Genomic DNA, 12,013 nt, shown 5'->3' on the forward strand with positions numbered 1-12,013 from the left:
GTACTGAAACCCTACTCTTAGCCTCAATCATTTAAAGTGTTTGAGCTTAGGATTAATAGTGATATACGAGGCACGTATTTATTAAATTGGGTTACACTTACGCTAATGAGAACCCGAGGTGATGACGATGAGTTATGATATTGCGGCTGATATTCAGCGGTTGAAAAGAGAAAAAGATGCGGTGATCTTGGCTCACTATTATGAAGATGGTGATATTCAGGATATTGCTGATCATGTGGGTGATAGTTTCTTTTTGGCTAAAATGGGGCAAAAGGTAGAACAAAAAGTGATTTTGTTGGCGGGTGTGGTTTTCATGGCTGAAAGCGTGAAGATTCTTAATCCAACAAAAACAGTTCTGGTTCCTGATCTTGAAGCTTCTTGTTCCTTGGTGAAGGGTGCTCCTTACGAGCGTTATCTTGATTGGCGTCGCAAGCACCGCGATGGTATTGCGGTGACGTACATCAATTCAAGTGCGGAAGTGAAATCTATTTCAGACGTAATTATCACTTCTTCTAATGCCGAACAAATCGTTGGCGCTATTCCTAAAGATCGCAAAATTCTTTTTGGGCCTGATCAGCATTTAGGCCGTTGGCTTTCTAAAAAAATGCCAGATCGTCAGTTTGAATTTTGGCCAGGGGCTTGCGAAGTTCACGTGCTTTTCAACGCCAAAAGATTGTATGAACTGATATTGCAACATCCCGATGCTGTGGTGATTGCGCATCCCGAGTGTGACGATTCGGTTTTGCAACACGCGTCTGTGATTGGCTCGACTTCGCGATTATTAGAAGAAGTGCAAAAAAATCCAGCCAAAAAGTTCATCGTTGCCACTGAAACCGGCATCTTTCATCAAATGCAGAAACTGCGTCCTGATGTTGAATTGATTCAAGCTCCGGTTTTGGATGCGGGTTGTTCGTGCAACAACTGCCCGTACATGAAAATGAACAACATGGAAAAAATCAAACACGCCCTTGAAACCCTGCAACCACAAGTCGGCTTAGAGGAAGCTTTGCGCGTAAAAGCGCAAGTGTCTTTGGACCGCATGATGGATATCACCAGTGGCAAAGCGGTTCAGTGGCCTCAAGAGTTCAGTTTATAAAGCGGATGGATTTCAAAAATGAATGATCTAAACTCGTTTTTGGAATCCGCTAAAAAAATCCTTCAAGATGATTCGTTAAGCTTTATCGCTAAAGACATTTGGGGCAGTCAAAACTCCTCACATCGCGAACTGCTTCATAACGAAGTAGCTAAGATTAAAAATCTCAACCCCGGACTGCATACATCTATTTCACACAGTGAGGGCATGGGCGTGTTGGTTTATTCAAAACAGCCTGTCGGTGTCGATGTCGAGCTAACATCGAGAGTGCTTGAACGAATCGCAGCCCGCGTGTCCTCCAAAGAAGATGTCACTAACGCCCCTTCGCCCGCTTCTTTGTGGACGGCAAAAGAGGCCTGCTTTAAGGCGCTTAAAACCTTTAATCAGCCGTCGGTGATTTCACAGATTTCTATAGGGGATTGGGAAAAAATTGATTCTCAAACTGAGACGTGCCGTCTGATGAACCCTCAAAGCTTCGATTCTCCCTCTGAAAACCGGGGAGTTGTCATTCATACTAAACATCATACTTGTTCCTTTTTTATCTTTCGTACTTAACTTTGGTCGGGTCCTGCCGATCAGTTAAGTAACGACGTAGAACCTTGAAGAAGGTAGGTAAGAAATGGGAAGTTCAAAATACAATCGCAGAGTGGCTCCACGGAAAGAGGTCTCTCCCATCCATATCACGCATCTAACTTCATTGGATGATTTCGCTAAGATCGCGAAAAATTGCGAAATCATCGAGGCCTCCTCAACGGGCCTATTGTTACAAGTAAAGCGTGACGATTTGATCCCCACGGCGTTAAGAAAAAATCTTTCTTTAGATGTTTTAGTTGGCGATCGCGTTTTTATGCATCTTGAAGAAATGAATTTGGAAATTTCCGGCGTGATTACTCGCACGACTTTAAGTGGTAAAAAGGGTTTCCAAATCGCTGTCGACTATAGCGATGAGGCTCCGGAATACTGGCGCGAATGTTTAATGGATTTGCTGCCTCAACCAGGCGAGCTAGATTAAGGCAAAAGGGGCCAAATCAAGGTCCCTTTTTTATTTCTGCTTTATTTGCTTTCGAATTCAAAAACACCGTCCCAGCTTTGCGGCGGCTTTCTATTAAACGCGACACAACGATCCCTAAGAACCTGACAAGGACCGTCCTCGGGGCTTAACCTTAATGCCTGGTCAAACCCTTCCGCAGCGGCTTGGAAGCTTCCCGTGCGATACAATTCAAACGCCCTTTTATAGATCTCAAAGAAGTCGCCCGGCATATCACTCCGGACCTCATACACCGTATAAAGCTCGGTGACTTTTTCTCGGCCTTTGACCTTCACCCGATCAATCAAACGAAAATCTTTGATTTTTTCGGGGTCGCGGGAATCCTTGATGGGCTGCTGAATCAGCGACCTTGTCGAGCCAGAGATCATGCAATCCGTCCTATAATACTGATTTAGTCCCTCTAGGCGTGATGCTAAATTGATTTCATCACCCATGACCGTGTAGGAAAACCGATCTTTAGATCCAATATTTCCCACAATAGCGACCCCGGTATTTACCCCTACGCGCGTGCGGGTCCCCCCAGCCAAAAGCGGCATGGTCACTGATTTTTTTTGTAAAAATGTTTTTGAAAACTCCGCCATTTCTGCCGCACACTCCGCACAAAGTTTGGCGTGATCTCGAGTTTCGATAGGGGCATTCCAAAATGCCATCACCGCATCGCCGATAAATTTATCAATCGTGCCCCCGTAGCGGAAGATAATTTCGCTCACGCCGGTGAAGTATTCATTCATAAACTGCACTAATTGATCTGGATCCGTCTTTTCTGCAATGCCCGTAAAACCTTCAAGATCCGAAAACAAAATAGATATTTCCCGCTTCTCTCCTTGCAAGCCCAGCTTTTGCGGATGAGCGGCAATAGATTCTACGAGTTGAGGTGATACGTAGTGCTTAAAGGCGTTTAGCAAATATTCTCTCTGGTTTTTTTCAACCACGGCCTCAAAAAAGATCAAGCCCACAGCACTCCACAGAAATGAATTCGACAAAGCCGCTAAGGGCAAAGCCAAACCGAGCTGATGCAAACCGAAAACAGTCAGCATGCAAGAAAACCAGCTTAGCAAACTTCTTTCAATGGCTTTTCTTAATGGAAATTTAGAAAAAAGAGAAAAGTTAACATATCCCGCGAACAAGGAAAGGGGCAAAGACCACCAAAAAGATTCCGCCGATAAAGCGATATCCCATTGCTGTAAAAATCCGACCTTTTCAGTCGCAAAAAGCCCCAGCAGCGAACCAACCAGGGCGATAAAAAACCTTCTTGTACGGCTGCTCATCTAGCGAGAAAATTTAAACTCTTCAGCACCTTCCCGAGTTTGGTAGTCATAGTAACCACCTACGAGTTGGTTTTCATGGTTTTTTATTTTAAGAACATAGTTACTAATACAAGCTGTATGCTCATTAATCGGCGCTCCTAGTAATACGATCTGGCCCCCGGGTCTGAACAAACCTTTCAATTTTCCCTTACATGCGCCAACGGAGTGCTGATACAGCATTTCGCCTACGACCTGACCACCCTCTTCATGCAAAGTGATTTTCGCGGGAACATTATTAGCAAATTTGCCCTTCCAAGTACCCATTAAACCTTCATACGCACTTGGATTTATACGCTCCACACGCGATTTCCATTTAACCCCTGCATCATCTTCAGCACCCGCGCGGATGGTGCCATTGGCGTCGACGGTAAGAACAACTTTTCTAACATACCTTAGAACATCCGTAGAATTGTAATCATTGAACGCCTTAGACTTATCGGTTTCTTCTAAGTTCAAAGTGATCACCCCGTCTTGGACAATCGGGTCCGCTTTAAATACCGTGACCACATACAAGTTTTCCAAGTTCATAAAGACAACTTGAGCTTTCCACTTTCCAGGATCAATCGAGTCTGGTGCGGTTTTCCAAAAGCGGATGTCCATCGTATAATGATATTCTTGCGCATTGGCCTCGGCCATGACTTCACCACTTATGATGGCATTATCGGTTAACAACTTTTCATCTGTGACTGCTGGCGCCTGATGCGGCACCGTTTCGCCAACAAGGGCCGCGCTTTCAGAACGTTTTTCCTCGATTAACTTTTCCGCCTCTTGTTTTTTTAAAACCGCCGCAATTTCGGGGCGCGCGCGATAGGCCGCGGCCCTGGAAGACTCAAACGTCCCCAGCCAGGCAAAGCAATTTACAGCAACAGCGATAATTCCAAGAATTTTATGCATTCGAACTCTCCGCAACTTGAGTTGATCCGTCTAAAAATAAGTATTGTATTTGATTACTATAAACCATAAGTGCCACCACTTGACTGGGAAGCCCCGGAATCAAGCTTCGCGCCTTTTGGAATCCTTCAGGCACTTCTTCATTGGGTCGAAAATGCCTCATGATCTCTAAGCTTTCATTAAGCATGTGGCAGTCATTTCCCGATATCCAGCACTTTGAAATGATGCCGTAAAATCGGACTTCTGCCGCTTTTAAATCCGCGACCAGCTCTTTTGCTCTTTCGGTCTGCGCCGGGGTTAAAGCCTTGCCGCTAGATTCTGCACGCTTAATTTGAAAAAACATCCCCGCCAATTCTTTCATCGATTCATCAACGGATTTTGCAGGCTGACTGCGCGTACCCGCGGAAGATGATACCGACGACGATGAACTTCCAGTGGAAGTGCTCGTCTTTTTATCCTGACTGTGTTCAGGCGCCTTGGCTTTTTGTAAATCTTTTTTTGCGTCCATCTTAAACTACGTCAACATCTTCAAATAATCTTTGGCTTCATTGCTTGTAACACTGACCATCTCGCCTTTTTTAGAGGCCTGACGTTTGAAGTAATCATGATATTTTTGCAGCATGCGCACTCCTCCACCTGAATCAAGAGCTTGCTGTACTAAGATCAGCATGCCTTCGTCGTCATATTTAACAACGGCTTGATCGCGGTTTAGGAAATGTTGTCCCGCCGTTAATAAAGATTCCAAACTCCAGCTTGGCAGCTGCCAGTCAGCGAAATCTAAACGTGATGTCAGTTCTGTTCCGAGAACTTGTGAAAGCTCTTTTTCATTCAGACGGTTTTTTCCGCGAAGATCATGGAAAGTTCCCGCAAAGATCCAAAAGATAGGTTTATTTTGAAAGTTAGTAACAATCGATGTACGTAGTTTTTTCGCTTGTGATTCATCGACAATTCCAGACTTGGGATTAAAAAACTTATCGATTTCATCCAAGATAATAATACTTTTTGCTTGTGCTTCATTAGCTTCTTTAGCGATGTCGATTTGACCATCACAACAAGCGATGTATTTCACTTCCACTCCATCCAAGTTTAAACCAGGAATATTGAAGTCTTGTTTTAAACCCGCTAGGCGTTGGGCAAATTCAGTCTTACCGACCGAAGCATCGCCCCACACGACAACCCCTTTACTTTCACCTGGTTGTTTTCTTAAGAAATCGCCAATTTCATGCGACAGGTTCTGAATAAAGTTATCAAAGCCAACCAGACCTTCCAGGCTCATCGCGATCTGGGTTTCGATTTGATCATTCGTGATATTCATCGTTTTAGAAGAATTGAGGCTCGCACTGACCTTCGGTTTTGCCGAAGAGTTTTTTGCTGAACCCGAAGACTGCGACGATAAATATTGATTGATCTTATTTACCAAGCTTTGGTTTCCGACTTGCTTTGCATAATCTAAAGCCGTCTTATTGTGGCGATCTTTCCTAGTCCAATCATAGTCATCCATTAAAGCATCAACGTATTTAACCACACCCAACTCACAAGCTAGCATGACATGGTCTTTTTCGCGGTCGTTGGCTCTTAAATCATGGTTGCGTGAATAAAAGAACAGCGCCAAATCCGCATCTTTGAAAAGAACTGCAAGCATTGACGGAGAAAAACCTTGGGCCTCAACCACGTCCGCGCCTTCATTGCGAATAGCGAGATGGCAAATTGCGTTCGGATTTGCGCCTAAGTTTACTAACAATTCGATAATTTCAGAGTTGCGAGTTCCTAAAACGGCCAAATGCAACGGAGTCACACCATTTAAGATGGCCTGATTCACATTGGCTCTGGTCGCCAGCTGTTTCACTTTTTCTGTTTTTCCTTCATAAGCCGCAAAAAATAGCTCTGAAATACCCATAGAGTGAGCAATCTGACTGACTTGGGCGTCAGTTAATTTTTTTCTGATCAACTCATACGTCAGGTTGGAAGCTGAAAAAGCTGCTTCTGCCAGCGGAGAATTTCCCGTGGTCGTAAGCGCCATGACATCAGCACCCTGTTCCATTAAAAACTGCACCATCTTTGAGTTGCCATGATAAGCCGCCGCGCCTAACAAGGAATTGCCATTCGAAAAAAGAGTTTTTATGATCGCCTTGTCGGCCAAAACCGCTTTTTTAAATCCTTCGAAATCGTTCCTTTTTAGGGCAATGACTGCCTTATGGTTCATGGCCATATCCATTATTCGTTGAGAAACAACGTTTTCTTTAAACAAGGCAAAAGCAGAAGCACCCAGAACCACAAACTGAATCAGATGCAAAAGCGTCATCACGCCAGGCATTTGCACTTGATAAATATCCACCCAAGCTAATCCCCATACCAGGGCCGCCATTGCAAAGTTTGTAATCCAAAGTCCCTTTTTCCAATTTGCTTCTAACCAAATCGCATTAATCATCATCAGCCTCTACATGTTGTCTTCTTTAATTTTTTTAACTAAATCCGCCGTTACGATGAAAGCCCCTTTTTCAATATCCTTACTGAAAATCGCTTCATCTTTGATCATTCCTAGTAGACTCGGAATGATGCGCATGCCATAGCGGGGATCCTGCGCGGCTTGTGATAAAAAAAGGATCGCTTCGTCTTCGAAATCCACTGGATCAAATCCTTCTAATTTCATTTCGTCCATGAAGGTAATCAGTGATGGATGCTTGACCACCCGTTTGACAACATCTTCCACTGAAGGAATGTCGGTACTTGTATCGCGGGTGATACGTCCTAAAAGTTCGTTTTTAAAACCATATTTAAGAAGGTCGTTTTTTACCATCTTTGGAGGAATCTGTTTCATTTCATCCGAATAAGCGAAAGCCCCAAGGAATATCCAAAGGGAATTACGGGTATCAATCGCTCCCTCCTTTTTTCCTTGTACGTTTGTCAGAAGCTCGCCTTGGATGGAATGACTTTTATGGGTGTCACCGCCATTAGCTTTTTCAGAAATCTTATCAAATTCATCCATCACGATGATCGCCCGATCAGAGGCGCCCATATTGGTGGAATAGAATTCTGTAAGTGATTTAGTAAGCGTATTGCCCTCATAACCTGAAGGCACAAGCGAACTAGAATCAATGACTACATAAGGAAGCCCGAAGTCAGGCAAGGTTTGTTCTAAAAGATATGTTTTACCCGTGCCCGAAGGACCAAATACCAATAGATGATTTCTTTGCTTGGCTTCGCTGAGGTAACTAGAAAGACAACTTGCTAATACTTTTTTGTATCGCTCATTGCCAATGATTGCTTGATCCAGCCTTTCAAAAATTGCTGTCGCAGTCCACGTTTTCTTCTGATCTTGCTTAGATGCGCTGGCAAGGGCAGCGATCTTTTTGATTCGGCTTTCGTCAAAAACCACTTAATAACCTCCTGAACATCACTTAAAGCTAAGAATGATTCAGGAGGTGAGCAATTTAAAAAAAGTCGAGGCCAGCCATCAATTAAGATGCGCGCGACATGCCTTCAAGTTTTGAAGGCGCAGATGAATCTTCAAGAAATTCAGTTTTTATGGCCGATAAAGGTTTCTTAACCACGGTAGTTTTGAACCAGTTGTCATGCTTAAACAACGCTCCACTTTTGAAAATGGCGGTTGCACTTCCGACTGCCGCCGCCGTTGCTACTGCTCTTTGCGCGTCTTCAATTCTTTCCTCGGTACGGTTGCGTGCGGTCGAGGGTTGAAAGATCGCCATCAATAAAAGACCAAAATAAGCTACGTACATCCAGGCCATTGAAACCACCACAAAGTCGCGGAAGAACATCTTACCAAGACCAACGGGTTTTCCCGTTTCGGCGCTTACTACTTGCAACCCAAACAATGCTTTTGAAATGGATGTTCCCATTTTCCCGAAGTGATAATAACCATATACCAAGCCCGCCCCCATCGCCGCAAAGATAAAACCTTGGAAGGGTTGATGGCGCATGCTTGCGATTCCAGAGATTAGAATCATAACATTCACCCAAGGGTTGTCGGTAACAAAACCGACCAAACGTGCAAAAGATCTTTGTGTTTTCGAAGCTAACTCTACGGGGTGGGACACACCATTCTCCTTTATTATATTTTTAAACCAGTGACCTATGTTTATTTATTTTCGACAATCGTCCAATTCATCTGAAGTGAATTATGTTACGAATAAAATTAAATTTTTATTTCTCTTTAACTTGCTCAAGCGATGTTCAAATTGTTCAAGAAGATTTCTTAAGCGCATGGCTTAACAGTTCGTTCACCTGATCTTGTGAAAGTAGTGATTGCGAAAGATCTTTATTTGATACAAAAAAATCTTCGCGATGTTTGATTTGGTTCGGTGTCTTTTGTTTTAGCTTTAAATCCCATTCTTTCATTTTCTGCTGGTACTGCGCTTTGAAAACCGAAGACAAACTTTCGGGATTTTTTAGACCAACCATGGCTTTGAATTCCTCTTGGCGGGACATATTATAAACACTTTCACAAAGTAAAAGTTTTAGATGCGGTTCATGCTCGCCGATTTCCATCACTGATTTTTCAAATTCGACCTGGAGTTTAGATGGATCAACCGAAACAATGCTGACACTTTTTTCCATATAAAAATACGGCACCGTCATTATTTCTCGCGATGCCTCGTCTTGTTTCAAAACTCTCACTGTCCCTTCATGCCATTTCGACGGCCCGCCACTCTCACAAAGGAAAGGGGCCGACTTATTTTTTATCCAAAAAGTGGTTGGCAATGAGGGAAGAGACACGCCAGAAAAAACAAGCACTTTCACAATTCCGGATTTCCCATCGGCTGATGGTTCAATGCAGACATTCACAGCATCCACCTGATCATCATCGGTAGATCCCATTTTATGCTTCATAAAAGGTCGTAACCATTTCGTTAAATCAGAGCGAGTTTCTGAACCTAAAGTCAGTGGCTTTTCATCGGCTTTTTTTACATCAGCCTTATGGTCTCGCAACATTTCATCAAATTCGGCGATAAGATCTTTTTCGCTTTTCTTCCCACTGGACATAAACACCTCTGTAAGGACATTTATCGGAGAAAATGGAGCGCGAGTTGAAAACTCAGGATTCTCAAACCCCGAGTATCATTTTGATCTGAAAAACTGTTTTATAAATCTGAAAACTCTGGAAGACCGATTTCAGATACCAACAGCAACGAATAATGTGGTGGTAAGAACCAACTGATCGCTTCTGCAATGCCCTGATGCTCTTTGGTCGGCGGATTTCCCAGGGACTCTAAAGAGAATGCTAAATCGTAATTCTTACGATCTTGGCTCATCACCAAAATACGGGGACGCATAACATTTTGATCTAAGAAGAATTGCTTTAAGATATTGCGCACGTATTGTGGAAGATAATGGGGTGCCGGTGGACCCGCGTGCAGGCCTTGGCCTCTTTCAAGCTCCATTGTGCCTACCGGCGCTTCATCAGCCGTGCGATAAAACAATCCTGTTTCTTTGAAATGCCAAAGCATGCCGTAAGTAAAAACATAATCTGGATAGTCCTTGCGCGGGTTCACGGCTAGGCCCACACCTTTCATCGCCAACCATTGCATGATCTTATTTGCTGGTTCTGTGGCTTCAGCCGAAGTTTCGGCTAACAGGTAAGGCCAACCATCCGGGCCTTTTTGAGGAGCTTCATGAATCAGGTTTAAGTTTGATTGAGTGATCGCCATAAAGAAGTCGATCTCCCACTTGTGGTCACGTTGTTCGTCAGGAACTTTAACGAGTTCAAGTAAATTCATGGAGGACTCCTTTAATCTAAGGAGTCCGTTTTATTAGGATTTTGCCTTCCCGGTCAAGAGCTGGTTCAACTCAGAAACCAGATCCTGCATGCCGCCAGAAAGCTGGGCCATTTTATCGCTGTTATGAGCGACCTCTTGCGCCACTTGGGCATTCAATTGTGACGACTGGTCCACATTATTCATAGCCTGATTGATCTGCGAAATTCCTTGGGACTGTTCTTGGCTGGCTTGAGAGATATTCGAGTTGATTTCATCCACGGCGCTAGCGGCCGCTAAGAAACCTTCGATGATTTTTCCGCTTTCATGCGCAATCTGACCGCCTTCATTAATGCGTTCGACGCTTTCCTTGATCATGACCGAAATGTCTTTGGCTGAATCAGCACTTCGTTGCGCTAAAGTTCTGACAGCTTCAGCAACGACGGCAAAACCTTTTCCCATTTCTCCGGCACGCGCTGCTTCGACCGAAGCATTAAGCGCTAAAAGATTTGTCTGAAAAGCAATGTCGTCGATGACTTGGATAACTTCTTCCATTTTTTTTGAAGAATCCTTTAAGGCATTCATCGAAGCTGTGAGTTTTTTAGCAGACTCAGCCCCTTTGCGCGAGTTTTCCAAACTGTCTTTTGAAAGCGTCGAGGCTTTGTGTGCATTTTCTGAATTCAATTTCACCATGCTAGAAAGTTCTTCTAAAGAAGCGACAGTCTCTTCAAGTGAGGCTGCGGATTCCGTCGCCCCAGAAGCCAGACTTTGACTTGCGGCACTTAACTGCCCGCTTGCACTGGCCAAAGACTCCCCGGCACTTTGAATTCTTTCGGCGAAGCTCGTCATTTTTTTAATTAAGCTTAAACTTACGAAGGCCCCCACGATAAGACAGAACAGACCACCGACGATAGATATAATAACATTCAAACTACGATAAACTCCGCCCGCCGCGTGGGCTGAATCCGCGTCTTTTTCAATCAGCTCACCTAAGGTCTCCATTTTTCCTTCAAGAACTTTAAACATTTTATCGAATTCAGGCAGCTGCGACTTAGCAACTTGAAAGCCCTGCTCATTGGCTAAAGTGACGATCTGATGTGTTTGCGCGATGTACTTTTCCATTTCAGGTTTGGTTTCAGCGATGGCGGCTTTCGTAGCTGGATTCAAAGGAAGTTTTTCTAATTCTGTCAGATATTTCGTAAAGTCAGCGGCTTTTTCTTTGGTTTCTTCTTTGATGGCCTTGAGGCCTTCTTGATTATTTGCTTCAGCTGCCAATAAAGACGCTAGAACCACAGATCTTAATCCATCATGCATCATATCTGCCAAAGTCATGTTACGAACTGCCGGCAACTGCACGTCAGCGACGTTATCAAAATCGGCCATTAAGCTGGTAGAGTTGATAAAAGAAAAAACCGAAACAACGGTCAGCACCACTAAAAAACCACAAACTAGCAGACCCAATTGTTTTTTGATCGTGAACTTCATATGCTTCCTAAAAGTAGTTATTAGAACTCCTAATATTATCGGCAGAAGCTTTTTCAGATTATAGAGGTTCCGGCCCGCCGCGGGCTTCCTTACAGAAATTTAAATGAATAAGCCCGTTGGTCCGGGCTTATGACAGAGTTCAAGAAAGCTTGAGAACTTGGACCTAAATTATCTAACCAAAGTCCCAGGAGTTTTCCGCCAGCGGCAGAAAACGACAAACCCCAAAATGTCGAATATGGCGGGAAAATTCAGAAACCTACTCCGGCAGCGCCGGAGTGAAGGCAGAAATTAAAAAAGCCGCTCTATGGCGGCTTTTTAATTGGTAGGGAGTACAGGATTCGAACCTGCGACATCCACCTTGTAAGGGTGGCGCTCTACCAACTGAGCTAACTCCCTATGTCGTGTAGAAGGTCCATTTTTTAATTCTGAGTGGGGATAAAGGCAATCTCTTTTTTCGGATATTTTGTATTTTTGCCGT

12 protein-coding genes, 1 tRNA gene and 1 pseudogene are annotated in these 12,013 nt (G+C 43.9%); 3 read left to right on the forward strand and 11 right to left on the reverse strand.

Going from position 1 to position 12,013, the window contains the following annotated elements:
* Window positions 1-127: 127 nt before the first annotated feature.
* The 3 genes from nadA to AZI86_RS05645 all read left to right on the forward strand — a co-directional run bounded on the left by nadA (window position 128) and on the right by AZI86_RS05645 (window position 2,105).
* Complete coding sequence (nadA, locus tag AZI86_RS05635) at window positions 128-1,096, forward strand: quinolinate synthase NadA (protein WP_061835074.1); 969 nt, start codon at window positions 128-130, stop codon at window positions 1,094-1,096.
* Window positions 1,097-1,114: 18 nt separating this feature from the next.
* Window positions 1,115-1,648: a 4'-phosphopantetheinyl transferase family protein gene (locus AZI86_RS05640; RefSeq protein ID WP_061834091.1), complete on the forward strand. Its 534-nt coding sequence runs from the start codon at window positions 1,115-1,117 to the stop codon at window positions 1,646-1,648.
* A gap of 91 nt (window positions 1,649-1,739) precedes the next feature.
* Window positions 1,740-2,105: a hypothetical protein gene (locus AZI86_RS05645; RefSeq protein WP_253715776.1), complete on the forward strand. Its 366-nt coding sequence runs from the start codon at window positions 1,740-1,742 to the stop codon at window positions 2,103-2,105.
* A gap of 41 nt (window positions 2,106-2,146) precedes the next feature.
* Here the strand turns inward: AZI86_RS05645 and AZI86_RS05650 are convergent, their stop codons facing one another.
* From AZI86_RS05650 to AZI86_RS05695, 11 genes and pseudogenes are all read right to left on the reverse strand, one after another.
* Window positions 2,147-3,409 carry an adenylate/guanylate cyclase domain-containing protein gene (locus tag AZI86_RS05650; RefSeq protein ID WP_061834093.1) on the reverse strand — a complete coding sequence of 421 codons (1,263 nt, stop codon included), beginning with the start codon at window positions 3,407-3,409 and terminating at the stop codon, window positions 2,147-2,149.
* Window positions 3,410-4,342: a hypothetical protein gene (locus AZI86_RS05655; protein ID WP_061834094.1), complete on the reverse strand. Its 933-nt coding sequence runs from the start codon at window positions 4,340-4,342 to the stop codon at window positions 3,410-3,412. It abuts the gene before it with no gap.
* Entirely contained in the window at window positions 4,335-4,847 is a 513-nt protein-coding gene (locus tag AZI86_RS05660) for a hypothetical protein (RefSeq protein WP_061834095.1), read from the reverse strand. The genes AZI86_RS05655 and AZI86_RS05660 overlap by 8 nt, the downstream gene beginning before the upstream one ends.
* 6 nt (window positions 4,848-4,853) lie before the next feature.
* The gene (locus AZI86_RS05665) at window positions 4,854-6,770 is read right to left on the reverse strand and encodes an ankyrin repeat domain-containing protein (RefSeq protein ID WP_061834096.1); all 1,917 of its coding nucleotides are present in this window, start codon (window positions 6,768-6,770) and stop codon (window positions 4,854-4,856) included.
* Between the two features lie 6 nt (window positions 6,771-6,776).
* Complete coding sequence (locus AZI86_RS05670) at window positions 6,777-7,715, reverse strand: AAA family ATPase (RefSeq protein ID WP_061834097.1); 939 nt, start codon at window positions 7,713-7,715, stop codon at window positions 6,777-6,779.
* Between the two features lie 82 nt (window positions 7,716-7,797).
* Window positions 7,798-8,394, reverse strand: a complete 597-nt coding sequence (locus AZI86_RS05675; protein ID WP_061834098.1) for an RDD family protein — start codon at window positions 8,392-8,394, stop codon at window positions 7,798-7,800.
* A 145-nt stretch (window positions 8,395-8,539) separates the two neighbouring features.
* Window positions 8,540-9,340 (reverse strand): hypothetical protein, encoded by an 801-nt coding sequence (locus AZI86_RS05680; protein WP_061834099.1) that lies wholly within the window; start codon window positions 9,338-9,340, stop codon window positions 8,540-8,542.
* A 98-nt stretch (window positions 9,341-9,438) separates the two neighbouring features.
* The gene (locus tag AZI86_RS05685; RefSeq protein ID WP_061834100.1) at window positions 9,439-10,074 is read right to left on the reverse strand and encodes a hypothetical protein; all 636 of its coding nucleotides are present in this window, start codon (window positions 10,072-10,074) and stop codon (window positions 9,439-9,441) included.
* Between the two features lie 33 nt (window positions 10,075-10,107).
* Window positions 10,108-10,899 carry a methyl-accepting chemotaxis protein gene (locus AZI86_RS19520; protein ID WP_437340123.1) on the reverse strand — a complete coding sequence of 264 codons (792 nt, stop codon included), beginning with the start codon at window positions 10,897-10,899 and terminating at the stop codon, window positions 10,108-10,110.
* Between the two features lie 114 nt (window positions 10,900-11,013).
* Window positions 11,014-11,535, reverse strand: a pseudogene (locus tag AZI86_RS19525) (MCP four helix bundle domain-containing protein); the annotation flags it as partial.
* 320 nt (window positions 11,536-11,855) lie between these two features.
* A tRNA-Val gene (locus AZI86_RS05695) sits at window positions 11,856-11,931 on the reverse strand.
* Between the last annotated feature and the right edge of the window lie 82 nt (window positions 11,932-12,013).

The sequence above is a fragment of the Bdellovibrio bacteriovorus genome (assembly GCF_001592735.1).
Taxonomy (GTDB): Bacteria; Bdellovibrionota; Bdellovibrionia; order Bdellovibrionales; family Bdellovibrionaceae; genus Bdellovibrio; species Bdellovibrio bacteriovorus_D.

Excerpts from the sequence above, each read along its gene's own strand:
- nadA (WP_061835074.1), top strand. The coding sequence starts at position 128 with ATGAGTTATGATATTGCGGCTGATATTCAGCGGTTGAAAAGAGAAAAA.
- AZI86_RS05650 (WP_061834093.1), bottom strand. The coding sequence starts at position 3,409 with ATGAGCAGCCGTACAAGAAGGTTTTTTATCGCCCTGGTTGGTTCGCTG.
- AZI86_RS05665 (WP_061834096.1), bottom strand. The coding sequence starts at position 6,770 with ATGATGATTAATGCGATTTGGTTAGAAGCAAATTGGAAAAAGGGACTT.
- AZI86_RS05655 (WP_061834094.1), bottom strand. The coding sequence starts at position 4,342 with ATGCATAAAATTCTTGGAATTATCGCTGTTGCTGTAAATTGCTTTGCC.
- AZI86_RS05685 (WP_061834100.1), bottom strand. The coding sequence starts at position 10,074 with ATGAATTTACTTGAACTCGTTAAAGTTCCTGACGAACAACGTGACCAC.
- AZI86_RS05640 (WP_061834091.1), top strand. The coding sequence starts at position 1,115 with ATGAATGATCTAAACTCGTTTTTGGAATCCGCTAAAAAAATCCTTCAA.
- AZI86_RS05680 (WP_061834099.1), bottom strand. The coding sequence starts at position 9,340 with ATGTCCAGTGGGAAGAAAAGCGAAAAAGATCTTATCGCCGAATTTGAT.
- AZI86_RS19520 (WP_437340123.1), bottom strand. The coding sequence starts at position 10,899 with ATGACGAGCTTCGCCGAAAGAATTCAAAGTGCCGGGGAGTCTTTGGCC.
- AZI86_RS05660 (WP_061834095.1), bottom strand. The coding sequence starts at position 4,847 with ATGGACGCAAAAAAAGATTTACAAAAAGCCAAGGCGCCTGAACACAGT.